This window comes from Streptomyces xanthophaeus, assembly GCF_000725805.1.
In the GTDB taxonomy this organism is placed as follows: Bacteria; Actinomycetota; Actinomycetes; order Streptomycetales; family Streptomycetaceae; genus Streptomyces; species Streptomyces xanthophaeus.
Genome location: NZ_JOFT01000014.1, coordinates 327,406 through 351,794, shown reverse-complemented (window position 1 = coordinate 351,794; position 24,389 = coordinate 327,406). Strand labels below are relative to the sequence as shown.

21 protein-coding genes and 4 tRNA genes are annotated in these 24,389 nt (G+C 71.6%); 11 read left to right on the top strand and 14 right to left on the bottom strand.

Features of this window, described 5'->3' with window-relative positions; translation table 11 throughout:
• Positions 1 to 41: 41 nt before the first annotated feature.
• Positions 42 to 115, top strand: a tRNA-Asp gene (locus tag IO30_RS0110525).
• A gap of 642 nt (positions 116 to 757) precedes the next feature.
• Here the strand turns inward: IO30_RS0110525 and bldC are convergent.
• Together bldC and IO30_RS0110515 are read right to left on the bottom strand one after the other, a co-directional pair.
• Positions 758 to 964 carry a developmental transcriptional regulator BldC gene (gene bldC / locus IO30_RS0110520; protein WP_003949541.1) on the bottom strand — a complete coding sequence of 69 codons (207 nt, stop codon included), beginning with the start codon at positions 962 to 964 and terminating at the stop codon, positions 758 to 760.
• A 597-nt stretch (positions 965 to 1,561) separates the two neighbouring features.
• Positions 1,562 to 2,416, bottom strand: coding sequence for a DUF8083 family protein (locus IO30_RS0110515; RefSeq protein WP_234321732.1), 855 nt, complete (start codon positions 2,414 to 2,416; stop codon positions 1,562 to 1,564).
• Positions 2,417 to 2,668: 252 nt separating this feature from the next.
• On the opposite strand from IO30_RS0110515, the gene IO30_RS0110510 reads away from it, so the two are divergent.
• Entirely contained in the window at positions 2,669 to 3,763 is a 1,095-nt protein-coding gene (locus tag IO30_RS0110510) for a Leu/Phe/Val dehydrogenase (RefSeq protein WP_031141584.1), read from the top strand.
• A gap of 278 nt (positions 3,764 to 4,041) precedes the next feature.
• Positions 4,042 to 4,302, top strand: coding sequence for a DUF3073 domain-containing protein (locus tag IO30_RS0110505; RefSeq protein ID WP_031141582.1), 261 nt, complete (start codon positions 4,042 to 4,044; stop codon positions 4,300 to 4,302).
• Between the two features lie 81 nt (positions 4,303 to 4,383).
• On the opposite strand, the gene purM is transcribed toward IO30_RS0110505, so the two are convergent.
• On the bottom strand, positions 4,384 to 5,454 hold the full coding sequence (gene purM / locus IO30_RS0110500) for a phosphoribosylformylglycinamidine cyclo-ligase (protein ID WP_031141580.1): 1,071 nt from the start codon (positions 5,452 to 5,454) through the stop codon (positions 4,384 to 4,386).
• A gap of 105 nt (positions 5,455 to 5,559) precedes the next feature.
• Positions 5,560 to 7,077, bottom strand: a complete 1,518-nt coding sequence (gene purF, locus IO30_RS0110495) for an amidophosphoribosyltransferase (RefSeq protein WP_031141578.1) — start codon at positions 7,075 to 7,077, stop codon at positions 5,560 to 5,562.
• A gap of 114 nt (positions 7,078 to 7,191) precedes the next feature.
• On the opposite strand from purF, the gene IO30_RS48085 reads away from it, so the two are divergent.
• Both IO30_RS48085 and IO30_RS0110490 read left to right on the top strand, forming a co-directional pair.
• Positions 7,192 to 7,320, top strand: a complete 129-nt coding sequence (locus tag IO30_RS48085) for a putative leader peptide (protein WP_398563683.1) — start codon at positions 7,192 to 7,194, stop codon at positions 7,318 to 7,320.
• Between the two features lie 116 nt (positions 7,321 to 7,436).
• Positions 7,437 to 8,870, top strand: a complete 1,434-nt coding sequence (locus IO30_RS0110490; RefSeq protein ID WP_031141576.1) for a sulfatase family protein — start codon at positions 7,437 to 7,439, stop codon at positions 8,868 to 8,870.
• 27 nt (positions 8,871 to 8,897) lie between these two features.
• On the opposite strand, the gene IO30_RS0110485 is transcribed toward IO30_RS0110490, so the two are convergent.
• The 6 genes from IO30_RS0110485 to purS form a co-directional block, all read right to left on the bottom strand.
• Entirely contained in the window at positions 8,898 to 9,716 is an 819-nt protein-coding gene (locus IO30_RS0110485; protein WP_031141574.1) for an META domain-containing protein, read from the bottom strand.
• Positions 9,717 to 9,778: 62 nt separating this feature from the next.
• Positions 9,779 to 10,558 (bottom strand): maleylpyruvate isomerase family mycothiol-dependent enzyme, encoded by a 780-nt coding sequence (locus IO30_RS0110480; RefSeq protein WP_031141572.1) that lies wholly within the window; start codon positions 10,556 to 10,558, stop codon positions 9,779 to 9,781.
• Between the two features lie 17 nt (positions 10,559 to 10,575).
• Positions 10,576 to 11,844, bottom strand: coding sequence for a hypothetical protein (locus IO30_RS0110475; protein ID WP_051902098.1), 1,269 nt, complete (start codon positions 11,842 to 11,844; stop codon positions 10,576 to 10,578).
• 179 nt (positions 11,845 to 12,023) lie between these two features.
• Positions 12,024 to 14,273, bottom strand: a complete 2,250-nt coding sequence (gene purL, locus IO30_RS0110470; RefSeq protein WP_031141569.1) for a phosphoribosylformylglycinamidine synthase subunit PurL — start codon at positions 14,271 to 14,273, stop codon at positions 12,024 to 12,026.
• A complete protein-coding gene (gene purQ / locus IO30_RS0110465) occupies positions 14,270 to 14,950 on the bottom strand; it encodes a phosphoribosylformylglycinamidine synthase subunit PurQ (protein WP_031141567.1) in 681 nt (226 codons plus the stop codon). Before purQ ends, purL begins: the two co-directional genes overlap by 4 nt.
• 2 nt (positions 14,951 to 14,952) lie before the next feature.
• Positions 14,953 to 15,204, bottom strand: a complete 252-nt coding sequence (gene purS, locus IO30_RS0110460; RefSeq protein WP_008740952.1) for a phosphoribosylformylglycinamidine synthase subunit PurS — start codon at positions 15,202 to 15,204, stop codon at positions 14,953 to 14,955.
• Between the two features lie 343 nt (positions 15,205 to 15,547).
• Here purS and IO30_RS0110455 point away from each other — a divergent pair, with 343 nt between their 5' ends.
• The 6 genes from IO30_RS0110455 (at position 15,548) to IO30_RS0110430 (ending at position 18,369) form a co-directional block, all read left to right on the top strand.
• Positions 15,548 to 15,865: a histone-like nucleoid-structuring protein Lsr2 gene (locus IO30_RS0110455; RefSeq protein WP_031141564.1), complete on the top strand. Its 318-nt coding sequence runs from the start codon at positions 15,548 to 15,550 to the stop codon at positions 15,863 to 15,865.
• A gap of 87 nt (positions 15,866 to 15,952) precedes the next feature.
• Positions 15,953 to 16,024 (top strand) — tRNA-Gly (locus IO30_RS0110450).
• 69 nt (positions 16,025 to 16,093) lie between these two features.
• Positions 16,094 to 16,166, top strand: a tRNA-Gly gene (locus IO30_RS0110445).
• 264 nt (positions 16,167 to 16,430) lie between these two features.
• Entirely contained in the window at positions 16,431 to 17,666 is a 1,236-nt protein-coding gene (locus tag IO30_RS0110440) for a sensor histidine kinase (RefSeq protein ID WP_031141562.1), read from the top strand.
• Positions 17,663 to 18,274 carry a response regulator transcription factor gene (locus IO30_RS0110435; protein WP_031141560.1) on the top strand — a complete coding sequence of 204 codons (612 nt, stop codon included), beginning with the start codon at positions 17,663 to 17,665 and terminating at the stop codon, positions 18,272 to 18,274. The genes IO30_RS0110440 and IO30_RS0110435 overlap by 4 nt, the downstream gene beginning before the upstream one ends.
• Positions 18,275 to 18,296: 22 nt before the next feature.
• A tRNA-Gly gene (locus tag IO30_RS0110430) sits at positions 18,297 to 18,369 on the top strand.
• Between the two features lie 46 nt (positions 18,370 to 18,415).
• On the opposite strand, the gene IO30_RS0110425 is transcribed toward IO30_RS0110430, so the two are convergent.
• The 4 genes from IO30_RS0110425 to purD form a co-directional block, all read right to left on the bottom strand.
• Entirely contained in the window at positions 18,416 to 19,330 is a 915-nt protein-coding gene (locus tag IO30_RS0110425) for a phosphoribosylaminoimidazolesuccinocarboxamide synthase (protein ID WP_031141558.1), read from the bottom strand.
• A 75-nt stretch (positions 19,331 to 19,405) separates the two neighbouring features.
• Positions 19,406 to 20,893 carry a N,N-dimethylformamidase beta subunit family domain-containing protein gene (locus IO30_RS0110420; RefSeq protein WP_031141556.1) on the bottom strand — a complete coding sequence of 496 codons (1,488 nt, stop codon included), beginning with the start codon at positions 20,891 to 20,893 and terminating at the stop codon, positions 19,406 to 19,408.
• A gap of 309 nt (positions 20,894 to 21,202) precedes the next feature.
• Positions 21,203 to 22,834, bottom strand: a complete 1,632-nt coding sequence (locus tag IO30_RS0110415; protein WP_031141554.1) for a M48 family metalloprotease — start codon at positions 22,832 to 22,834, stop codon at positions 21,203 to 21,205.
• A 287-nt stretch (positions 22,835 to 23,121) separates the two neighbouring features.
• Positions 23,122 to 24,375, bottom strand: a complete 1,254-nt coding sequence (purD, locus tag IO30_RS0110410; RefSeq protein WP_031141552.1) for a phosphoribosylamine--glycine ligase — start codon at positions 24,373 to 24,375, stop codon at positions 23,122 to 23,124.
• Positions 24,376 to 24,389 lie beyond the last annotated feature (14 nt).

Here is a 24,389-nt window from a genome sequence, read left to right as displayed (position 1 = left end):
GTACAGTGTGATTCGCAGCCAAGCAGTCGGCCGCAAATCGAGGACCTGTGGAGCAGTTGGTTAGCTCGCCACCCTGTCAAGGTGGAGGTCGCGGGTTCAAGTCCCGTCAGGTTCGCAGCAACATCAGGGCCCGCATCCCCAGGGATGCGGGCCCTGATGCGTTTCCCGGGGACGGGAGCAACCCGGTCGCCCGCCGTCCCCCGCCGCCCCCGTTCAGGGCCCGTTGGCCCCCCGGGCGCCGCGCGTTCGCCCTTCCGGGCTCCTCCCCGCCCCCGCCGCCCCCTCCCGCGCGAGGCTCCGGCATCCCTCCCCGCGCGCCCTGAGGGCCCGTCTGGAGCCCCTGGAGGGGCATCGGGTCGCCGTCCTGGGCGACCCCGGCCCCCGGACCGGAGGATCCCCCGTTCGCATGATGCGGTGCGGGCCGAAGGTCCCCATTACGGGGTGCATTGCCCTGCATACAAGAGTGATCATCTGTGACGGGAGTCACCGCATGAGTTTTTGAGACTCATACTTTTATCGCACTCATACGCACGCTCGATTTAATATGTGCAATTGTACCCCCTCATGACAGGGGACCCGGAACCAGCCCCACCGCTCTGACCTGGGCATAAAAAAGATCGCGCTGGACCCGGCGGAGTCCAGCGCGATCGAACGACTGAAGAGCCTGTTGGGGCAGACTCGGTCGTTTGAAGCTATGTAGGTTTCATCGGATTGGGGGACCCGACATAAACCCTTTAAAGCGGGGTGTTACGAGGCCTCAGGCCTCGCTGCGCTGCTGCGGAATTCCCGCGAGCAGTGCGCGAACCTCAGCCTCGCGGTAACGGCGGTGTCCACCCAGGGTGCGGATGGACGTGAGCTTGCCAGCCTTGGCCCAGCGGGTGACCGTCTTCGGGTCCACGCGGAACATCGTGGCAACCTCAGCCGGGGTCAGCAGCGGCTCGGCATCAGGGGTGCGAGCGGTCATGAGCGGCCTCCTCGGGAGAACCGAACCATCTCGGTTCTTTCCTCTAAATTCTGCACCTTGGCCCGCGGTGCCCGAAATGGACATACGCGGGCCGAGTCGGTTATAGGACGAACGGCTTGTCCTCGGCACTACAACTACACCATCCGTCCAGCCCCAAGGGCCAAACCGACGGAATTGCCCTCCGAGGTGTTCATCAGCGGCGGAAGCCGATGGACCGCCCCATAACGGACAGTCACCCCACTGTGACGATCAGTCACAGAGCGATCAGGAGTCGTCAGACCCCCCGTAGAGCGCAATGCCGAGCATTCCGCCCTTAGTTGGACGGAAGGAACCCTCCCCGGACTCCTTGTCCTATTTTGGCACGAGGGTAGGGGAAGGGCGCAAGGGTGTAGTTAGTGCGGTCCGTCACGCTTGGGCCAATGGCCCGTATCGGGACGTAGGTCCTGGTACTAGGGCCCAAATGTAGTGATCAAGGCGCTGATCAGCCAGTTGTGGCCGATCGACCGATACGCAACGGTACGTTCCGGGTAGCCGGGACCTTATCCGGGTGAGCTTCGCTACTCCGGCGAGATCACCCGGATCGGGTGCAAGCCGTCCCTAGTTCGCGAAGAGCCGCTCCCGGACCGCCCGCCAGCGCTCCGCCAGCTCCTCGTACGTCTCGGCCGCCCCCGCCGCGTCCCCGGACCGCAGGGCCGCGAGCCCCGTCGCCAGGTCCTTGGCCGAGCGGTCGGCCGCCAGCCGGTCCGCCGGGAGGGCGTGGAGCAGCCCGCCGTAGTCGAGCTCGACCATCGAACGCGGGTGGAACTCCTCCAGCCAGCTGCCGACCTCCACCAGCCCCTCGGCGAGCATCCCGTAGCCCTCCGCCTCCCGCAGCGTCCGCAGGCCCCGGGCCAGGCGCCGCCTCGCCTGCACCATCGGCGTCCGGTAGCGCAGGCGTTCGCCCGGCAGGTACTCCCGCTCCTCGTCCGCGAACAGCACGAACCAGCGCAGCGGCACCTGCCACACCCCCGTACGGATCCAGGGGCGCGCGTCCGGGTTCCGCTCGCGCCAGCGCTCGTAGTCCTCGGCCGCCTGCCGGCGCACCACCGGTGGGAGGGCGGCGTCCAGCACCGGGGCGGGGAACCACTCCACGAGCTCCTGGAGCGCGAGCCAGCCGCGCAGCCTGGTGCGCCACGGGCAGACCAGCAGCACCCCGCCCACCTCGGCGGTGAAGGCGTCCGCGCTCTCCTGGGCCGGCACCCCCACCACGGGCACCCGGACCAGGTCCGCCAGCGAGCGGCGCAGTTCGTCCTGGGCCGTCGGGGTCACCTCGCGCCGGGCGTAGTCGGCCCAGTGCGTGCGCTCCGGCTCCGGGAAGGCCGCCAGGGGCTCGTAGACGCGCAGGTAGGAGGCGTAGGGGACGGTCGGCGCCGAGCGTGCGGCGGGCAGCAGCGGGTCAGGGGATTCGCTCACGCTCTCGTACTGCCCCTTCGAAGGGCCGGGTTCACCTCCGGGGCCCTGTTGCCCGCCCGCGCCTTCGCCCCGGCCCGCCCGTGCGGGCCCCGGACGGGGCCCGGACGGGGCCCTCGTACTCCGGGAGGGTTCCGATCCCCGGACAGGTCAACCGCACGCGCCCCGCAGGTCTTACGCTGCTCCCAGCAACGCCCTCCCCCACCCGCAGGGCGGGCGTCATTCCGCCGCATCTCACCCATGGGAGTCACCACCGTGACCGAAATGACCGACGGCGTCCTGCACACCCTGTTCCGCACGGAACAGGGCGGCCACGAGCAAGTCGTGCTGTGCCAGGACCGCGCCACCGGACTGAAGGCCGTCATCGCGATCCACTCCACCGCCCTGGGCCCCGCCCTCGGCGGTACCCGCTTCCACGCGTACGCCTCGGACGAGGAAGCCGTCCTCGACGCGCTGAACCTCTCGCGCGGCATGTCGTACAAGAACGCGCTCGCCGGTCTCGACCTCGGCGGCGGCAAGGCCGTGATCATCGGCGACCCCGACGTCCTCAAGAGCGAGGAACTCCTGCTGGCCTACGGCCGGTTCGTGGAGTCCCTCGGGGGCCGCTACGTGACCGCCTGCGACGTCGGCACCTACGTGGCGGACATGGACATCGTGGCCCGCGAGACCCGCTGGGCGACCGGCCGCTCCCCCGAGAACGGCGGCGCCGGCGACTCCTCGGTCCTCACCGCCTTCGGCGTCTTCCAGGGCATGCGCGCCAGCGCCCAGCACATCTGGGGCGACCCGACCCTGCGCGGCCGCAAGGTCGCCGTGGCGGGCGTCGGCAAGGTCGGCCACTACCTGGTCGAGCACCTGCTGGAGGACGGCGCCGAGGTCGTCATCACCGACCCGCGCCACGAGTCCGTGCAGCGGATCCTCGACAAGCACCCGGGCAAGGTCACCGCGGTCGTCGACACGGACGCGCTGATCCGCGTGGAGGGGCTGGACATCTACGCCCCCTGCGCGCTCGGCGGCGCCCTGAACGACGAGACGGTCGCGGCCCTCACCGCCAAGGTCGTCTGCGGCGCGGCGAACAACCAGCTCGCCCACCCGGGCATCGAGAAGGACCTCGCCGACCGCGGGATCCTCTACGCCCCGGACTACGTCGTGAACGCGGGCGGCGTGATCCAGGTCGCCGACGAGCTCCACGGCTTCGACTTCGACCGCTGCAAGGCCAAGGCCTCGAAGATCTTCGACACCACCCTGGCCATATTCGCTCGCGCGAAGGCGGACGGGATCCCGCCCGCCGCGGCGGCCGACAGGATCGCCGAGCAGCGCATGGCGGACGCCCGCGCCGCGCGCGCGGTCTAGGCCCCGGGGCGACCCGCCGGGGCTGCGGCGAGACGGAACTCACTGCACTTCGGCGGGTCGCCCGCCAGGAAAGGGTTAAAATCGCAGCTGACCAGCGAGGACGGGGCGCCTCGTTGGTTCTGCACCGGGGCACGTCATGCGGGCGGCGTACCGTATGGCCGCGGAAGCAGGTACCGTTAAACCCCTACGGACGGTCTCTCCACGGAGAGCCCGCTCCGAACCATGAACGCGTGTCAGACTCTGGGGCCGTCGAGCCCCGTCACCGAGGGGGTCGAGCCATGGGGCGCGGCCGGGCCAAGGCCAAGCAGACAAAGGTCGCCCGCCAGCTGAAGTACAACAGCGGCGGGACTGACCTCTCGCGTCTGGCCAATGAGCTGGGCGCATCGCCGACAGAGCCGCTGCCTATCAGCGAGCCGGTCGAAGTCGATGACGATCTGGACGACGACGACCCGTACGCCAAGTACGCGGATCTGTACAACAGCGATGACGACGACGAGGACGAGGAGTCCGGTCCGTCGGCACAGCGCCGCGGCGCTTGACGCCCTGAGGCGTCTGCCACATCAGGTCAAAGAACTGAAACCCGGTCCAGGGCATTGCCCCGGGCCGGGTTTCAGTGCTGCTCAGCTCGCGTAGGTACCGGTGAGGGTGGCGCCCTCGGTGTGGTCCGCGCGGTCCAGGATCTCGCCGGCGACCCAGGCGTCCACGCCGCGGTCGGCCAGCGCGGTCAGGGCCACGTCCACCGACTCGGCGGGCACGACCGCCATCATGCCGACGCCCATGTTCAGCGTCTTCTCCAGTTCCAGCTGCTCGACCTGACCCGCCTTGCCGACCAGGTCGAAGATCGCGCCGGGGGCCCAGGTCGAACGGTCGACCGTGGCGTGCAGGTGGTCCGGGATGACCCGTGCCAGGTTGGCCGCGAGGCCGCCGCCCGTGATGTGCGAGTAGGCGTGCACCTCGGCCGTCCGGGTGAGGGCCAGGCAGTCCAGCGAGTAGATCTTCGTGGGCTCCAGCAGTTCCTCGCCGAGGGTGCGCCCGAGCTCCGCGATCTCCTGGTCCAGCGACATCCCTGCCCGGTCGAAGAGGACGTGCCGGACCAGCGAGTACCCGTTCGAGTGAAGGCCGGAGGACGCCATCGCGATGACGGCGTCACCCGTACGGATGCGATCCGCGCCCAGCAGCCGGTCGTACTCGACGACACCGGTACCGGCGCCTGCCACGTCGAAGTCGTCCGGCCCCAGCAGGCCCGGGTGCTCGGCGGTCTCGCCGCCCACCAGGGCGCAGCCGGCGAGGACGCAGCCCTCGGCGATGCCCTTGACGATGGCCGCGACACGCTCGGGGTGGACCTTGCCGACGCAGATGTAGTCGGTCATGAAGAGCGGCTCGGCGCCGCAGACGACGATGTCGTCCATGACCATCGCGACCAGGTCGTGGCCGATCGTGTCGTAGACGCCCATCTGACGGGCGATGTCCACCTTGGTGCCCACGCCGTCGGTGGCGGAGGCGAGCAGCGGGCGCTCGTAGCGCTTGAGGGCGGAGGCGTCGAAGAGGCCGGCGAAACCGCCGAGGCCGCCGAGGACCTCGGGGCGCTGCGTCTTCTTCACCCACTCCTTCATCAGCTCGACGGCGCGGTCTCCCGCTTCGATGTCCACGCCTGCGGCTGCGTAGCTGGCACCGGTGGTCTTCTCTGTCATGACAGGAGAGAGCTTTCGTGTCGTTACTGCGGGTGGTGCAGGGCCCTGGGAGAAGCTTGAAAGACAGGGCCCCGCGCAGGTTGAGCGGGCCGCGCGGGGATCCGGCTACGGGCGGCGCAGCGCGTCGGCGGCGTCCGTGCCGCCGGCGAGCTCGGATTCCAGGAGCTGCTTGCCCAGGAGCTGCGGGTCGGGCAGCTCCATGGGGTACACGCCGTCGAAGCAGGCACGGCACAGGTTCGGCTTCTGGATGGTCGTCGCCTCGATCATCGCGTCGAGCGAGATGTACGAGAGCGAGTCCGCGCCGAGCGACGTGGCGATCTCGTCGACCGTCATGCCGTTGGCGATCAGCTCGGCCCGGGTGGCGAAGTCGATGCCGAAGAAGCACGGCCACTTCACCGGCGGCGAGGAGATCCGGATGTGGACCTCCGCCGCGCCGGCCTCGCGGAGCATCTTGACCAGGGCGCGCTGGGTGTTGCCGCGGACGATCGAGTCGTCGACGACCACCAGGCGCTTGCCCCGGATGACTTCCTTGAGGGGGTTGAGCTTCAGACGGATGCCGAGCTGGCGGATCGTCTGCGAGGGCTGGATGAAGGTCCGGCCCACGTAGGCGTTCTTGACCAGGCCGGAGCCGTACGGGATCCCGCTGGCCTCGGCGTATCCGACGGCGGCGGGCGTGCCGGATTCCGGCGTCGCTATCACCAGGTCGGCGTCGACCGGGGCTTCCTTGGCGAGGCGCCTGCCCATCTCGACACGCGAGAGGTAGACGTTCCGGCCGGCGATGTCGGTGTCCGGGCGCGCCAGGTAGACGTACTCGAAGACACAGCCCTTGGGCTTTGCTTCCGCGAAGCGCGAGGTGCGCAGGCCGTTCTCGTCGATCGCGATGAGCTCGCCCGGCTCGACCTCGCGGACGAAGCTGGCGCCGCAGATGTCGAGGGCGGCGGTCTCACTCGCGACCACCCAGCCGCGCTCCAGGCGGCCGAGGACCAGCGGGCGGATGCCCTGCGGGTCACGGGCGGTGTAGAGGGTCCCCTCGTCCATGAAGACGAGCGAGAAGGCTCCCTTGACCTGAGGAAGGACCTTGGCGGCCGACTCCTCGATGGTCAGGGGCTTGCCGTCCTCGTCGGTCTGCCCTGCGAGCAGGGCGGTGACCAGGTCGGTGTCGTTGGTGGCCGCCACCTGGGTGGCGCGGCCGTCCTGACGGGGCAGGTCGGCGACCATCTCGGCAAGCTCGGCGGTGTTCACCAGGTTGCCGTTGTGACCCAGGGCGATGGAGCCGTGGGCGGTCGCGCGGAAGGTGGGCTGAGCGTTCTCCCAGACGGAGGCACCAGTGGTCGAATAGCGGGCGTGACCGACCGCGATATGACCTTGGAGCGAGCCGAGAGAGGTTTCGTCGAAGACCTGGGAAACGAGGCCCATGTCCTTGAAGACGAGGATCTGGGAACCGTTGCTCACAGCGATTCCCGCGGACTCTTGTCCGCGGTGCTGCAGTGCATACAGTCCGAAGTAGGTGAGCTTGGCGACCTCTTCACCCGGAGCCCAGACACCGAAGACGCCGCAAGCGTCCTGGGGGCCTTTCTCTCCGGGGAGCAGGTCGTGGTTGAGTCGTCCATCACCACGAGGCACGCTTCGAGTGTAGGCGAGATCGACCACTGGTCCGAATTGGGGACGGCCGGGAAATGTCACAGCACAGAGGGTGACGGGACGCCTCCGTCTCGGTATTCGGATCACCTTGTTGACATGCACGAAGGCATTCGTACAGGCTCTCGGTCCATGCAGCCTCTCGGTGACCGCACCGTCACCCTCGTCGAGCGCCGGCACGTGGACCTGGTCCGTGTCGCGAGCGCCATCTGTCGCTGTTCCGCGTAGCCACAACTCTGCATCCCCCTTTCACCTTTCCGCTCCGCCCCGCCCTGCCCTGCCGTGCCCGCGCGCCGTCCCGCGCCCGCCCGGGGCCGGGGGTCGGACCGCGCCTTGGAGTACCTGTGTCTTCGTACGAGAACAAGCTGTCCCGCCGCGCCTTCGGCGGGGCCGTCGGCGTCACCGCCGCGGCCACCGCCGTGGGGCTGGGCGCCGCCCCCGCGGCCGCCTCGGAACCCCGCGACGCACGGGTCGCGGGCCCCCAGGAGCAGGAGTTCCGGGCCGCCCGGGGGCGTCGTTCGCGCCGCCCGAACATCCTGTTCATCCTGGGCGACGACCTGGGCTGGGCGGACCTCTCCTCCTACGGCTCCCCGCACATCAAGACCCCGAACCTGGACCGGCTCGCCCGCCAGGGAGTGCGGTTCACCGACGCCTACTCGGGCTCCGCGACCTGCTCACCGACCCGGTTCAGCCTGTACACCGGCCGCTACCCGGGCCGTACCAAGGGCGGGCTGGCCGAGCCGATCGCCGACAAGTCGGTGGGACTGGACCCGACCCACCCGACGCTGGCCTCGCTGCTGCGCGACTCCGGCTACTCCACGGCCCTGATCGGCAAGTGGCACGCGGGCTACCTGCCCGACTACAGCCCGACCCGGTCCGGCTGGGACGAGTTCTTCGGGAACTTCGGCGGGGCCCTGGAGTACTACTCCAAGCTCGGGCTCGGCGGCGAGTACGACCTCTACGAGGGCGACGCCGAGTACAAGGACCTGCGCTACTACACGCGGATCATCACCGAGCGGGCGAGCGAGTACGTCTCCCGCGACCACCACGGCAAGCCGTGGCTGCTGAACCTCAACTTCACCACCCCGCACTGGCCCTGGATCGCCGACGGGGACACCGAGGCGAGCGCCGAGATCGTCCGCCGGATCAAGGCGGGCGACGGGCGCGCCCTGTGGCACCAGGACGGCGGCTCGGTCGAGAAGTACAAGGAGATGGTCGAGGACCTCGACCGCTCGATCGGCGAGGTGCTGAAGGCGCTGAAGCGCTCCGGCCAGGAGGACGACACCCTGGTCGTCTTCTCCAGCGACAACGGCGGCGAGCGCTTCTCGTACAACTGGCCGCTGTCGGGCAACAAGGCCTCCCTCCAGGAGGGCGGCATCCGGGTCCCGAACATCGCGCGCTGGCCCGCCCGGCTGGACGGCGGCCAGGTCAGCCGCGTGCCGGTGTTCAGCCCCGACTGGACGGCGACCCTCCTGGAGGTCGCCGGGGCCCGGCCGCACCGGGCGTACCCGCTCGACGGGACGAGCCTGGCCGGATACCTGCTGCGCGGCGAGAAGCCGGCCGGCCGGGACCTGTTCTGGCGGGTGCGCGGGGAGCGGGCGCTGCGCCGCGGCGACTGGAAGTACTACCGCGGCAAGGCGGGCCGGGACCAGCTGTTCAACCTGGCCGGGGACATCCGCGAACAGGCCGACAAGGCCGGGGCCGAACCGGCCCGGCTGGCGGAGCTGCGGGCTGCCTGGGAGTCCGTGGACGCCGGGCTGCTGCCCTACCCGGCCTGACCCGGCCCGCCCCGCGCGGGGCGGCGCTCACTCCGCGGCGGAGGCCGCCGTGGCGCCCAGGCCCTTGCCGTCCGCCGCGGTGAGGGTCAGGGTCCGGCCCTGGACCTGCCAGCTGAGCGGACCGCCGGCGAACAGCGCGGTCAGCGTGCGTTCCAGCTCGCCGGCCGCGCCCTCGCAGGCCATCCGCGTGGCGGTGAGGGGCCCGAAGGTGACCGAAGGCCCCTCGACGGTCACCGGGGCGCTGAACCGGTTGCAGCCGAGACTGCCGCTCGCCGTGCCGTCGGCGGCGAGGGTGAACCGGGCCCGCCCGGCCTCCGCCTCGGGGACGGAGGACGCGCTCCCGCCGCTGACCAGGGAGTCGACCTTCCACTCGGTCGCGGTGAGCGGGGCGTCCGGGACCGGGGGCTTCGTGGTCATGGCGATGGTGCTCCCGTCGGCGCTCTTCAGGGTGAGCCGGTCCGGGCCGCGGTCGACGGTGAGCCGGCCCTGGAACAGCTTGGCGAAGGCGTTCTCGAACTCCGTGTTCTCGCAGGCCATGTCCGTGTTGATGCCGGGGGTGACGGTCAGTGCGGAGTCCCCGTGCAGGGCTACCTTCGCGGTGAAGCCGTTGCAGCCGTAGTTGCCCGTGGCCTTCTCCTGACCGAGGTCGACGCGGGCCGCGTCGGGCGCGTGCAGGGTGCGGCCGCCGGTGGTCAGGGACTCCACGGCCCAGGAACCGAGGGGCCCGTCGAGCTGCGGGCCGCCTCCGCTGCTCGTGACCCGGCCGCAGCCGGTGAGGCCGAGGGTGAGGACGAGGGCGACCCCGAGGGGTGCGCCGAGGATTCGGACGTTCCGGTAGGTACGCATGGTCCTGGGACGGAGCCGCGGCCGAGCCGGTTCCGTCGGCCGCACCGAGCCCCGGCCGGGGCTCAGCTCATCACCGGCAGCAGCGCCGACAGGTCCGCCCGCTCCCCGCTGGCCCGCACCCGCGCCCCGGAGAGGGACTCCGCCCAGCCGGTACGGCCCGTGGCCAGCCGGATCCAGGTCAGCGGGTCGGTCTCCACCACGTTGGGCGGGGTGCCCCGGGTGTGGCGGGGCCCCTCGACGCACTGGACCACCGCGAACGGAGGCACCCGTACCTCCACCGAGGCACCCGGGGCCTTGACCGCCAGGGCGTCCGCGAGGACCCGCGTGCAGGCGGCGAGGGCCTGCCCGTCGAAGGGGATCTCCAGCCCCGCGGCCCGGTTCAGGTCATCGGTGTGAACGACGAGTTCCACGGTCCGGGTGACCAGGAAGTCGGCGACGGTCATGCCGCCGATCCACAGGGGCAGCACCCGGTCCCCGGGCAGCACGTCCAGCAGCTCGGCGAGCCGGGCGCCCGTCCGCTCGTACAGCACGCCGAGCGGCTCCGCGTCCTGGCCGCGGTGCGCCTCGGCGATCTTGCCCGCGATCGGCTCGGTGGCGAACGGCCAGGTCGCCACGGTCACCTCCACACGTCCCGCCGACGGCCGGGCGGCGGCCCCGGCCAGCGAGCCGACCGCCCAGGCCAGGTGCGCAGCCAGGTCCCGTACGGTCCACTCGCCCAGGTGCGCGGGCTGCGCCAGCCGCTCCTCCTCCAGACCCCGGACGGCATCGGCCACCAGGCCGAACTGGGCCAGGACGGCCGTGCGGATCTTCGCGGGGTCGTACGTACGGGTCTTGGGTGCCATGCGGCGAGTCTGCCCGATCAGTCGCCGCCGCAGCCCCCGCCGCAGCTGCTGCCGCAACCGCTGTCCGCGCCGCCGCAGCCGCCCCCGCCGTCGCCGCCGCCGGAACGCGCCCGCTGCGCGGCGCGGCGGGCGGCCGCGGCCTCCGCCTCCTCCCGGCGCCGCACCCGGTACGAGCTGCCTGCCGGCGACCACGGCTTCAGCCCGGACCGGCGGCGCGCGAGCAGCGGGGCCGCCGTGATCTCGGTCGTGATGCTCCGGCCGTCGGGCGCGAACACGGCGAACTCGACCAGGACCTCGGCCCCTTCGCAGGGCACTCCGTACAGGAGCGCCTCGAAGGGCTCGCGGTGCGGGTCGATGTCGTGGTGCCTGACGCGCAGCTGTTCCTCGGAACCGCCGACGAGGGTCGGCCCGTGGTACCGCAGGGTGTCCTCGAAGCTCGTGCGGTAGGCGATCAGGGGCCGGGCTCCGGTCGTCCGGGCGTCCGTGTGCAGCCAGTTGAAATAGGCCGCGTCGCGCCGGACACCGATGCGGACCACCGGCTGCGGCCCGCGGTGCAGCTGCCGGGCGGCGCGCCGCAGGGCGAGACCCCGTCCGAGCAGGGTCGTACCGGGGACGAGCAGCAGCAGGGCGATGATCTGCTGGCCGATGGCGTCGTACGGGGCGCCCGGCTCGGCCCGCAGGTCCAGGGCGAGCCCCCACGCCAGCAGGGCGGCGGCGCCGGCCAGGCAGAACACGGCCCCGGCCACGATCAGGGAACGGCCGCGCTTCACGTGGGCGTCCGCGAGGCGCCCGGGGACGGGCCGGCGCCGGGTCCCGGCGGCCTCGGCGAGGAAGAGGGACCGCTGGCGGCGCCGGGCACGTACCCGGAGCAGCGCACCGGTGAAGGCCCAGGAGGACAGGGTCAGGACCACCACGCCACCGGCCCGGGCCGCGGTGCCGCCCGGAGCGGGGCCGGTCAGCAGGGCAACCGTCTCCCCGGCGATCAGGGGCGCGGAGACGAGCGTCGCGACCGGCAGGAACCGGTACCAGAAGGGGAGGGCGATCAGGAGGACCGCCGCGGGATAGCCGATCCAGTCGGTGCCACGGCCCGTCGTACCCGGATCGTTCCAGGCGAGCAGGACGACCGCCGACACCACCAGCGGCGCGAGGACGAGGGCGCCCGCGAAGGGCGCGAACAGTGCGGGGACGCGCGCGTCGAACCAGCGCTCCGCCTCGTCGGCCTTCCATCTGCGGGCGCCGCCGGCGGGTATCGCCGCGTCCGGCAGGTACTTGACGATGTCACTCACGGCGCCAGTATGCGGAGCCCCCGTGGCCCTCAAATAGTCCTGCGGGGCACGGAATGGCTACGGCCGCTTCGACCCTGACCGCCTGCGCCCCACCCGCCCCACCTGCACCGGGCAGCACCGGGCAGCACCGAGGCCCCGACCCGGAGCGGGTCGGGGCCTCGGCCGGGCCGGGTGGAGGATCAGGCCAGCAGGGCCGGGATCGTCCCCTCGTGGGCGACGCGGAGCTCGGCCAGCGGGAGGGTGAACTCGCCCTGGATCTCGATCTCCTCGCCGTCGACCACGCCGATGCGGGTGGCCGGCAGGCCCCGCGCACCGCACATGTCGGTGAAGCGGAGCTCCTCGCTGCGCGGGACGGCCACGATGGCGCGGCCCGCGGACTCGGAGAAGAGGAACGTGAAGGCGTCCAGGCCCTCGGGGACCACGACGCGCGCGCCGTTGCCACCCTTGAGGCAGGACTCGGTCAGCGCCTGGATGACACCGCCGTCGGAGAGGTCGTGCGCGGCGTCGATCATGCCGTCGCGCGAGGCCGAGATCAGGATCTCGCCGAGCAGCTTCTCGCGGCCGAGGTCCACCTTGGGCGGCATGCCGCCCAGGTGGTCGTGGACGACCTGGGACCAGGCCGAGCCGCCGAACTCCTCGGCGGTGTCGCCCAGCAGGTACAGCAGCTGGCCGGCCTCCGCGAACGCCATCGGCGTACGGCGGTTGACGTCGTCGATGACACCGAGGACCGCCACGACCGGGGTCGGGTGGATGGCCACGTCACCGGTCTGGTTGTACAGCGAGACGTTGCCGCCGGTCACCGGGGTGCCCAGCTCCAGACAGCCGTCGGCAAGACCGCGGCAGGCCTCGGCGAACTGCCACATGACGTCCGGGTCCTCGGGGGAGCCGAAGTTCAGGCAGTCGGAGATGGCGAGGGGCTTCGCGCCGGTCGCGGCCACGTTGCGGTACGACTCCGCGAGCGCCAGCTGGGCGCCCGTGTACGGGTCGAGCTTGGCGAAGCGGCCGTTGCCGTCGGTGGCCATGGCCACGCCGAGGTTGGACTCCTCGTCGATGCGGACCATGCCCGCGTCCTCGGGCTGCGAGAGCACGGTGTTGCCCTGCACGAACCGGTCGTACTGGTCGGTGACCCACGACTTGGACGCCTGGTTCGGGGAGGAGACCAGCGCCAGGACCTGCGCGCGGAGCTCCTCGGAGGTCTGCGGGCGGGGCAGCTTGCCGGCGTCGTCGGCCTGCAGCGCGTCCTGCCAGGAGGGGCGCGCGTAGGGGCGGTTGTAGACGGGACCCTCGTGGGCGACGGTGCCCGGGGGCACGTCCACGATCTGCTCGCCGTGCCAGAAGATCTCCAGGCGCTCGCCCTCGGTCACCTCACCGATGACGGTGGCGATGACGTCCCACTTCTCGCAGATCTCCATGAAGCGCTCGACGTGCTGCGGCTCCACGATCGCGCACATGCGCTCCTGCGACTCGCTCATGAGGATCTCCTCGGGCGAGAGCGTCGCGTCGCGCAGCGGGACGGTGTCCAGCTCGACCCGCATGCCGCCGGAACCGGCCGAGGCCAGCTCGCTCGTGGCGCAGGAGAGCCCGGCGCCGCCGAGGTCCTGGATGCCGGCGACCAGCTTCTCCTTGAAGATCTCCAGGGTGCACTCGATGAGGAGCTTCTCCTGGAAGGGGTCGCCGACCTGCACCGCGGGGCGCTTGGTGGGCTTGGTGTCGTCGAAGGTCTCGGACGCGAGGACCGAGACGCCGCCGATGCCGTCGCCGCCGGTGCGGGCGCCGTAGAGGATGACCTTGTTGCCGGGGCCGGAGGCCTTGGCGAGGTGGATGTCCTCGTGCTTCATGACGCCGATGCAGCCGGCGTTGACCAGCGGGTTGCCCTGGTAGCAGGCGTCGAAGACGACCTCGCCGCCGATGTTCGGCAGGCCCAGGCAGTTGCCGTAGCCGCCGATGCCCGCGACGACGCCCGGCAGGACGCGCTTGGTGTCGGGGTGGTCGGCCGCACCGAAGCGCAGCGGGTCCACGACGGCGACCGGGCGGGCGCCCATGGCGAGGATGTCGCGGACGATGCCGCCGATGCCGGTGGCCGCGCCCTGGTAGGGCTCGATGTACGAGGGGTGGTTGTGCGACTCGACCTTGAAGGTGACCGCGTAGCCCTGGCCGACGTCGACGACGCCGGCGTTCTCGCCGATGCCGACGAGCATCGCGTCGTTCTCGGGGGCCTTCTCGCCGAACTGCTTCAGGTGGACCTTGCTGCTCTTGTACGAGCAGTGCTCGGACCACATGACCGAGTACATGGCGAGCTCGGCGCCGGTCGGGCGGCGGCCGAGGATCTCCCGGATGCGCGCGTACTCGTCCTCCTTGAGGCCGAGCTCCTTCCAGGGCTGCGCGGCTTCCGGGGTCTCGGTGGCGTTCTTGACGGTGTCGAGGCTCATGCGCTGACCAGCTTCTTCAGGACCGAGGTGAAGAACGGGAGGCCGTCGGTGCGACCGGTCCCGATCAGCGGCTCGACCGCGTGCTCGGGGTGCGGCATGAGGCCGACGACGTTGCCCGCGGCGTTGGTGATGCCGGCGATGTCGCGCAGCGAGCCGTTCGGGTTGACGTCGAGGTAGCGGAAGGCCACTCGGCCTTCGGCCTCCAGTTCGTCGAGCACGCGCTCGTCGGCGACGTAGCGGCCGTCCATGTTCTTGAGCGGTACGGAGATCTCCTGGCCGGCGGTGTAGTCGCCGGTCCACGCGGTCTCCGCGTTCTCCACCCGCAGCTTCTGGTCGCGGCAGATGAAGTGCAGGTGGTTGTTGCGGAGCATCGCCCCCGGCAGCAGGTGGGCCTCGGTGAGGACCTGGAAGCCGTTGCAGATGCCGAGGACGGGCATGCCCGCCTTGGCCTGCTCGATGATGGTGTCCATCACCGGCGAGAAGCGGGAGATGGCCCCGGCGCGCAGGTAGTCCCCGTAGGAGAAGCCGCCCGCGAGGACGACCGCGTCGACCTGGTGCAGGTCCTTGTCGCGGTGCCAGAGCGAGACCGGCTCGGCCCCCGCGAGGCGGATGGCGCGCAGCGAGTCACGGTCGTCGAGCGTTCCGGGGAACGTGACGACTCCGATGCGAGTGGTCACCGTCAGGCCTCGACCTTCACGGTGAAGTCTTCGATGACGGTGTTGGCGAGGAAGGTTTCGGCCATCTTGTGGATGCGGTCGAGGGCGGCCTGGTCGACCGGTCCCTCCACCTCCAGTTCGAAGCGCTTCCCCTGGCGGACGTCGGCGATTCCCTCGAAGCCCAGCCGCGGCAGTGCACGCTGCACCGCCTGGCCCTGGGGGTCGAGGATCTCCGGCTTGAGCATGACGTCGACTACGACGCGTGCCACTGGCACTCCCGTGTGGTGGTTGGTGCGAAGGCGGTTCCATCAGCGTACCCGGCCAAAATTTCTACGCGGGTAGATATCCTCTGACCTTGATCGCCGACCGGTTTCGACTTCACCAACGCTTCGCAAAATCCGCCGGAAAACCGCGTACCCGGCATTGCGGCGGGACACGCGGAGAGAATTAACTGGGCTTCGCAATGCAATGCGAATCGGGGTACAAAGGAATCACCCGAGGCGTTGGCATTTGTCGCTTCGCGACGGGGGCAGAAAGACGCATTGCTCCGAAACATCCACACAGGCGACATCACCGCACGTCAACGGGTGACGGCGTCTCACGAAGGGACCGATATCCGTGGCGCAGCGCGTAGTAGTCACGCTCTCCGATGACATCGACGGCGGAGAAGCAGCGGAAACGGTCGCGTTCTCTCTGGACGGTAAGTCGTACGAGATCGACCTCAATGTGGCCAACGCAAAGAAACTGCGGAAGGGCCTGGCCCCCTTCGTCGCCGCCGGACGCCGCCAGTCCCGCTCGGGGAAGGCCTTCAAGCACACCTCCATCGCCCCCGACCCGGCGGTCGTCCGGGCCTGGGCCCGGTCCAACCAGTACGAGGTCCCGCCGCGCGGGCGCATCCCCAAGAAGATCTACGAGGCCTACAACGCGGCCCACTGAGGGCCGATTTGCCATCCACCCCCCTGCGTCGGCTAGTGTGTGGATCACGCCGAGGGGCCAGACCGCAAGTCGAAGCCCCGAAGTCGTGCGGGTGTAGTTCAGTAGCAGAACATCCCTCTTCCAGGGGGAAGGCGCAGTGTGCGATCCCTGTCACCCGCTCTGCATCGTTTGACCGACCACCACGGTGGATCGGGTAGAGTGATGCTCGCATTGCTCAGCAGAGTGCATGCGGACGTAGCTCAGTTGGTAGAGCACCACCTTGCCAAGGTGGATGTCGCGCGTTCGAGTCGCGTCGTCCGCTCAGATTGAAGAAGGCCCCGGTCATTGCGACCGGGGCCTTCTTCGTGTTTAGCGGAAGGCCGCCCCGGCCGTTCCGGGAGCGGTCGGCCTGACAAATGTCATCCGGGGCCGTGACGACGCTCACTGCCGCGCCGGTCCGGGGTCCGTGAGACTCGGAGCAGGCACCGTCCTGGCCTGCGTCATGATCACCGTGTTTGCTGTCCAGCGGTGGCCGCACCGGGAATCGCGCGGCCTGTGCGCAGGAAGACCCAGGGGGGCGAGGTCCGTGTCGAAGCTGACGGGATGGTGGAAGAACCGCAGCAGCGCGGAAAAGGTGGAGGTGTACACCCGCTGGTCGTTCCACTTCTTCGTGCTCATGGAGATCGGGGCCTTCGCGCTGGGTCCGCTGCTCGGGGTGCCCGAGTGGTCCTCCCCGCTGCTGCCGGTCCTGCTCTTCGTGCTGATGTGCGCCCATGCGGTGCTGTGCGGAGTGCTCTCGTCCAGGGCGCTCGGCTGGGTGGCCGGCAAGCGCGAGCGCCCCGACCGGCTGGCCGCGGCAACGGTCGCCGTGACCGCCGCCGCGACCCTGGGCGTCCTCGCGCTGCGGGCCGCCGGCGAACTCGACCCGAGCGTGGCGCCGATGCTGGTCTCGGGGCTGACCTGCTTCGTCACCGGTTCGCTGGTGCTGTGCCTGCGGACCGTCCGGCGCATCCGGTACGTCCCCCCGATCGCGGCGCTCGCCACGGGCACGGCCGTGCTCGCCTTCGGACTCCACCCGGGGGAGGCCCTCGGGTACGCCGTCGGGGTGCTGATCGGCAGCGTGTTCTTCGGCGCCACCTGCGGGTTCTCGGCCTGGCTGCTGGACGCCGTCTACGAACTCGACCGCTCGCGGGAGGCCCTGGCCCAGCTGGCGGTCGCGGAGGAGCGGCTGCGCTTCGGCCGGGACCTGCACGACGTGATGGGCCGCAACCTGGCGGTGATCGCCCTCAAGAGCGAACTGGCGGTCCAGCTGGCACGGCGCGAACGCCCCGAGGCGGTGGACCAGATGATCGAGGTCCAGCGGATCGCGCGGGAGTCCCAGCGGGAGGTCCGCGACGTGGTGCGGGGCTACCGGGAGGCAGATCTCGCGGTGGAGCTGGAAGGCGCCCGCGGCGTGCTCAGCGCGGCCGGGATGGACTGCCGGGTCGACCTGCGGGGCCGGCGGGACCTGCCGTCCGAGGTCCAGTCCGCGCTCGGCTGGGTGGTGCGCGAGGCGACGACCAACGTCCTGCGGCACGGGGACGCGCAGAGCTGTGTGATCCGTCTCACGGTGCCGGAGGGCGGCGCCGTGACGCTGGTGGTGGAGAACGACGGGGCGCCCGAGGTGCCTGCCGGGCCTCCGGGTTCGGGGCTGGCCGGGCTGCGCGAGCGGCTCGCGGCCCTGGACGGAACCCTGCAGGCCGGGCCGGTGGAAGGCGGCCGGTTCCGGCTGCGCGCCGAGATCCCCGGCCGACAAGCACAACGACTGGAGGTGCGGGCGTGAGCCCCGTACGCGTACTGCTCGCCGACGACGAACACCTGATCCGCGGGGCGCTGGCCGCGCTGCTGGGACTGGAGGACGACCTGCTGGTGATAGCCGAGGCCGCTTCGGGGCCCGAGGCGCTGGCGATGGCCCGGGCGCACCGGCCGGACGTGGTGGTGCTGGACCTGCAGATGCCGGGGGCCGACGGTGTGAGTGTGGCCACAGCGCTGCGGGCCGAACTCCCCGACTGCAAGACCATGATCGTGACGAGCCACGGCCGCCCGGGACACCTCAAGAGGGCGCTGGCGGCGGGGGTGCGGGCCTTCGCGCCGAAGACGGTGTCGGCGCAGCGGCTGGCCGAGCTGATCCGGACCGTGCACGCCGGAGGACGTTATGTGGACCCGGAGTTGGCGGCCGACGCGATCAGCGCGGGGGACTCCCCGCTGACCGCGCGCGAGGCGGAGGTGCTGGAACTCGCGGCCGACGGGGCGCCGGTGGCGGAGATCGCGGAGCGGGCCTCGCTGTCGCAGGGGACCGTACGGAACTACCTGTCCTCGGCGGCCTCGAAGCTCGGGGCCGAGAACCGGCACACGGCAGTGCGTCTCGCACGCGAGCGGGGTTGGGTATAGTAGGTCTCGCGTTACGGCGCATGCGGACATAGCTCAGTTGGTAGAGCACCACCTTGCCAAGGTGGATGTCGCGCGTTCGAGTCGCGTTGTCCGCTCAGAACGAAGAAGCCCCCGGTCCTCGACCGGGGGCTTCTTCGTGTCTCAGGCCCCGCTCTGCCAGGCCAGGCCGGTGAGCCGCTCGTAGGCCTCGACGTACTTGGCGCGGGTGCGCTCGACGACCTCCTGCGGGAGGGCCGGCGGCGGCAGTTCGCCCTTCGGGTCCCAGCCGGAGGCCGGGGAGGACAGCCAGTCGCGGACGTACTGCTTGTCGAAGGACGGCTGGGCGTGGCCCGGCTCCCACAGGTCGGCGGGCCAGAAGCGGGAGGAGTCAGGGGTGAGCACCTCGTCGGCGGCGACGAGCGTGCCGTCCTTGGGGTCGAAGCCGAACTCGAACTTGGTGTCCGCCAGGATGATCCCGCGCTCGCGGGCGATGTCCCGGGCGCGGCCGTACACGGCGAGGGTGGTCTGGCGCAGCAGCGCCGCGGTCTCGGCGCCGGTCGTGCGCGCGACCTCCTCGTAGGAGACGTTCTCGTCGTGCTCGCCGACCGCGGCCTTGGCGGCCGGGGTGAAGATCGGGGCGGGCAGCTCGGAGCCGTCCACGAGCCCCTCGGGCAGGGCCAGTCCGCAGACGGTACGGGTCTGGCGGTACTCGGCGAGGCCGGAGCCGGTGAGGTAGCCGCGGGCCACGCACTCGACGGCGACCATGTCGAGGTTGTGGCAGATCAGCGTCCGGCCGGCCCAGTCGGCGGGGGCGCCGACGGGCAGCTCGGTCGAGATGACGTGGTTCGGGACGAGGTCCGCGAGCTGGTCGAACCACCACAGGGAGAGCTGGGTGAGGACGCGGCCCTTGTCCGGGATCTCCGTGGGCAGCACCCAGTCGAAGGCGGACATGCGGTCGCTGGCGACCATGACGAGGCGGTCTTCCTCGTCGCGGTAGAGGTCGCGCACCTTGCCGGTGTGGAGGTGGACGAGGCCGGGAACCTCGACCGGCTCGGGCTTTTCGACGAATCCGGACACGGGTTCTCCCTGTGGTTCTGTACGAGCGCGAACCCATTCTCCCGCACGCGGCCCGCTGCGCCGCCCGGCGGGGTCTCAGTCGCGCTTGCAGATCCGGTCGAGGAGATTGGCGGTGGCCCGCTGCACCCGCTCGTCCACATGGCCGGGCCGGTCGAGGGCCGGGGACCAGGCGAAGGTGCCGGAGGCGAAGACCAGGGCGCCGCTGGGGGCCCGGTAGAGCGAGGTCTCCTGGTGCCTGCGGTGGCCCGTGGTGTCGAGGTACGGGGAGTGCGCGAGCAGGATCCGGTCCTGGTGCTCGGGGAGCTGGGTGCGCGGGAAGTACCGGTCGGCCTCGCCCGCGACCAGGCCGGGGAGCTCGTCGTTCTCGCCGGCTCCGGTGGAGTCCCACAGCCAGTGCGTGGCGTTGCGCACGATCAGGGGTGCGGGCTCGGGGACCCGGCCCGCGTACTGGATGCCGAGCAGCTGCTGCTCAGGGCGGTCGACCTCGCGCCACAGGCTGGGGCGGCCGGGGCCGCGGCGTTTTCGGCAGGTCAGGAGGCGGTCTTCGACCCCGGAGGGGGACGGGCCCAGCTCGACCTGCCAGTACATGGTGTTGGCGGAGAGGAAGACCAGGGAGGTGCCGTGGCCGCGGGCGCGCTCGACGGTGCGGCGCATCGGGCCCGACCAGTACTCGTCGTGACCGGGGAAGACCAGGCCCCGGTAGCGGGTCGGGTCCACGCGGCCCGCGTGCAGGTCGCGGGTGTCGGCGTAGGCCAGGTCGTAGCCGTAGCGCTCGGCCCAGCGGATGAAGTCGTAGGCGTGGCCGACGTGCAGGGGCAGGCCCGCGCCCGCGTAGGGGCGGTCGAAGGAGACGGTGATGGCCGCGTCCTGTTCGCCGAGTAGCCGGCCGTCCTCGTCCCAGGCGTGGTAGAGGCTGGCGCCGGTGCGGCCGTCCTCCGGGTAGAGGTTGTACGCCTGCCAGGTGATGTCGGGGAGCAGGAGCAGGAGGTCCGCGGGGTGGTCGTCGCGGACGGTGAAGGGGATGTGGGAGCGGTAGCCGTCGGCCGTGGTCAGGACGGCCACGTACGCGCCGACGCTCCAGTAGGACGGGACCTGCAGGCGCCAGGACAGCCACCAGTGGTGGCAGGAGACGGTGCGGTCCGCGGCCAGGGGGGGCGGCTGGACGATCCCGGAGAGCCGGGGGCTGGTGGTGATCTTGGAGGCCCCGTCGCCGCCGTAGTGGCCGATCCGGTAGACGTCGACGGAGAACTGCTGGGGCGGGTCCACGGTGATGTGGAAGTCGATGGCCTCACCGGGGGTGACGGCTCCGGTCGAGGCGAAGCCCTTGATCTGGCGGTGCACGTCGTCGGCGCTGCGCGGGCCGCCGTTGCAGCGGGCGCGGGGGAGCCGGCCGGGGCCGGCGGTCGTGGCGGCAGGGTCCACGTACCAGGGGACGACCTGCCCGGTGTCGCCGAAGTAGAGCTCGCTGCCCCGGAACCAGGGCAGGGGTCCCTGCCCGAAGGGGTCGTTCACCGCGTGCGCGAGCGCACCTGACTCCCAACGCCGGATCTGGTCCGCACCCATACCGCTCCCCTCCCTCGCTCCCCCGGACGACGCTTTCAGGACACCTGGTCAGGACATCCAGCCGCGACCGGTCCCAGCACATCACATTACGCACGCAGTCCGTCACCGTTCGTCGTGAATTGACGTGACCGGAACATTCGGATCCGTTTGTCCGTACGAGGAGTAGCCCGGACGGATGGCTCCTGACCTGGGAGAACGAGGCCTACGCGGGCACCTTGCGGAGGATTCCCTCACGCAGGCCGACCGCCCCGGGCCGGCTCGGGGCGGCCGCCAGGAGTGGCCGCCCGGGATCGCCGCCCGGGGTGGCCGTCAGACCAGCCGGACCGGCTTCTCCGGGCGGACGCCGATCTCAGAGAGCCAGGCCCGCAAGGGCGCCGGGTCCCCGTCCTCGACCAGGCACAGCACGCGCGGCGCCAGATCGGACCGCCGCTCACCGCCGACCAGCAGGACCGGTCCGTCCAGCCAGTCCAGCCCGGGCTCGGCACCGGCCGAGTCCACGGCCGCACAGCACACCAGCGCCGTCACGTGGTCGGCCAGCAGGTCCCGCGCGCTGCGCGGCGGCTGGAGGGGGAACAGCGGTACGGCGTCCGCGCCGCGGGCCTTCCCCTCGGCCGAGCCCGGACCGGTGGCCCGCTCCTCGCGGGCGAGGTCCCCGCTGAGCCGGCCGGCCAGAGCCTCACCGGCCGCGCCGTCACCGACGGGGTCCGAGAGGTGCCCGAGCACCCGCTCCAGCGTGGGCCCGCCGAGGCCGTCCCCGGGCGGGGGCAGGTCCACGGGCGCGGCGGCCACGGCGTCCAGCGCGGCATGCAGCCGGGCCGCCTCCGTACGCCACTTGCGGTCCACGACCTCCTCCGGGTACTGCGCCCAGTCCACCGGGGACCAGTCCGGTCCGGCCTCGGCCGGGCCGCCGTGGAAGAGCCGGGCGGCCAGCAGCGAGGCGGCCTCGTCGACCGCCCCCGGCTGCTCCAGCAGGTCGCAGGCGGGGCGCTCGCCCAGCCGCGAGGTGAACCCGTCGGCCAGCCGGTCCCGCCGGGACAGCTCGGTCAGCGCGGAGACCACTCCCGCATCGAGGTGCGCCGGCCAGCGGCCCATCCGCCAGGCGGGCAGCGCGACCCGGGTCAGGAGCCGGTCCCAGCCCGCGTACGCGAGGCCGACCTGCTCCTGGGCGACGATGCGCAGCCCGTAGTCCACACCCTGTGCACGGTCCGAGGCGGCCGCGGCCACACCGCGCTCCATCTCGGTGGCGTCCACGCGGCAGAGCCGCAGCAGGAACCGCGCGGGCGGGGCGATCCAGCCCAGGCCGGGCCGGCTGCCGACGTCCACGGCCGCGTCCAGACCGCGTACGAAGCCACGGGCATCGGCTATGTCCGGATGCGCGGAGGGTCCCGTGCCGGCGACGACCGGGGCGAGGACGGCCCGCAGCTCGGCGACCCGCATCCACCACAGGAAGGGGGAGCCGATCACGAGCACGGGAGCCGCTCCCGGTTCGGACTCCGGCCCCGTGGACAGGCATCCGCGGCGGTGGGCCGCATGCGTGCGGTCCTCCAGCCAGCTGTCGCAGTCCGGCGTCAGGGCTATCGCGGAGGGCGGCGGCACGTCCATCCGGTCCGCCAGGTCCCGCACGAGCCGGTAGAGATCGGGGGCGGCGGCCTCGGACAGCGCCACCGTCGGCGTCACGGCGGGGCCGGCGCGCAGCACCACCGCGGCGAAGGCCCCGCCCACCAGCAGGACGAGCACGGCGACCGCGCACACGGCCCAGGTCACCGCCGGCCAGGGGTCCCCGGCCAGCCGGCCGGTCATCTGCGCGGCGACGAGCACCACGGCGAGGGCGGCGGGCAGCAGCCCGACGGCCAGGGCCCTGCTGCGCACGCGCAGCACGGCCAAGGCGCGGGAACGTGCGGACGGCACGCCCGCATCGACGATCGAACCTGTTCCGGACACGGCCGGACCTCACCCCCTCTGCCCTGCGGCGGCATTGCTCACTCCCCCACTGTGACACCCGCCCCCGACATCGCAATGCCGGTGGGCCAAGTGCCGGAATGCTTGCGCCGCACCCTAGTTGGGGCGCGCCCGGCCGTCAGGCAGACCGGGTGACGATCACCCGATGGAATGGCTTTGGGTAAAGCTGGGTGCGTTCGAACGCGGCTGGATGCAGTCGCACGCGGACACGCCCGCGGGCCCGGGCGCATCTTCTGCGCACCGGGCCCGCGGGTTCGTGGAGCCGCAGCTCAGGGGCGCTCGGCCGCCTTCGCCGCGATGTCCGTGCGGTGCTGCGACCCGTCCAGCCGGATCCGCGCGACCGCCTTATACGCCTTGTCCCTGGCCTCTGCCAGATCAGAACCGGTCGCCGTCACCGACAGCACGCGGCCGCCCGCGCTGACGACCGCGTCGCCCTCGCGGCGGGTACCGGCGTGCAGCACGTACGCGTCGGGACCGTCCTCGGCGGCCACCTCGGCCAGGCCCTCGATCGGGTCCCCCGTACGCGGGGTCTCCGGGTAGTTGTGCGAGGCGATGACCACCGTGACGGCGGCGTCGTCGCGCCAGCGCAGCGGGGGTTCGGCGTCCAGGGTCCCCCGGGCGGCGTTGAGCAGGACGCTCGCGAGCGGGGTCTGGAGCCGGGCCAGGACGACCTGGGTCTCCGGGTCGCCGAAGCGGGCGTTGAACTCGATGACCCGGGTGCCGCGGCCGGTGATCGCGAGGCCGGCGTAGAGCAGGCCGGAGAAGGGAGTGCCGCGGCGGCGCAGCTCGTCGACGGTCGGCTGGAGGACCAGCTCCATGACCTCGTCGACCAGCTTCGGGTCGGCCCACGGCAGCGGGGAGTACGCGCCCATGCCGCCGGTGTTGGGACCCTCGTCGCCGTCCAGGGCCCGCTTGAAGTCCTGCGCGGGCTGGAGCGGCAGCACGGTGACGCCGTCGGTGATGGCGAAGAGGGAGACCTCGGGGCCGTCGAGGTACTCCTCGATGACCACGCGGTCGCAGGCGAGGGCGTGCGCCCGGGCTGCTGCCAGGTCCTCGGTGACCACGACGCCCTTGCCGGCCGCGAGGCCGTCGTCCTTGACGACGTACGGGGCGCCGAAGGCGTCGAGGGCCTCGTCCACCTCTTCCGGGGTGGTGCAGACGTAGCTGCGCGCGGTCGGGACCCCGGCCGCGGCCATCACGTCCTTGGCGAACGCCTTGGAGCCTTCGAGCTGCGCCGCCTCGGCGGACGGGCCGAAGACGGGGATGCCGACGGCGCGGACCGCGTCGGCGACCCCGGCGACCAGCGGGGCCTCCGGGCCGACGACGACCAGGCCGGCGCCGAGTTCGGTGGCGAGAGCGGCGACGGCAGCGCCGTCGAGGGCGTCGACCGGGCGGAGCTCGGCCACCTCGGCGATGCCGGCGTTGCCGGGAGCGCAGTACAGCGCGGAGACGTCGGGGTCGAGGGACAGAGAGCGGCACAGGGCATGTTCGCGGGCGCCGCCGCCGATGACGAGGACCTTCACGCCGCCCAGGGTAG

What these genes read in the sequence shown, in the direction of transcription:
- bldC (WP_003949541.1), bottom strand. Translation starts at nt 964, where the DNA reads ATGACCGCTCGCACCCCTGATGCCGAGCCGCTGCTGACCCCGGCTGAG.
- IO30_RS0110505 (WP_031141582.1), top strand. Translation starts at nt 4,042, where the DNA reads ATGGGGCGCGGCCGGGCCAAGGCCAAGCAGACAAAGGTCGCCCGCCAG.
- purM (WP_031141580.1), bottom strand. Translation starts at nt 5,454, where the DNA reads ATGACAGAGAAGACCACCGGTGCCAGCTACGCAGCCGCAGGCGTGGAC.
- IO30_RS48085 (WP_398563683.1), top strand. Translation starts at nt 7,192, where the DNA reads ATGCACGAAGGCATTCGTACAGGCTCTCGGTCCATGCAGCCTCTCGGT.
- IO30_RS0110485 (WP_031141574.1), bottom strand. Translation starts at nt 9,716, where the DNA reads ATGCGTACCTACCGGAACGTCCGAATCCTCGGCGCACCCCTCGGGGTC.
- IO30_RS0110480 (WP_031141572.1), bottom strand. Translation starts at nt 10,558, where the DNA reads ATGGCACCCAAGACCCGTACGTACGACCCCGCGAAGATCCGCACGGCC.
- purL (WP_031141569.1), bottom strand. Translation starts at nt 14,273, where the DNA reads ATGAGCCTCGACACCGTCAAGAACGCCACCGAGACCCCGGAAGCCGCG.
- IO30_RS0110420 (WP_031141556.1), bottom strand. Translation starts at nt 20,893, where the DNA reads ATGGGTGCGGACCAGATCCGGCGTTGGGAGTCAGGTGCGCTCGCGCAC.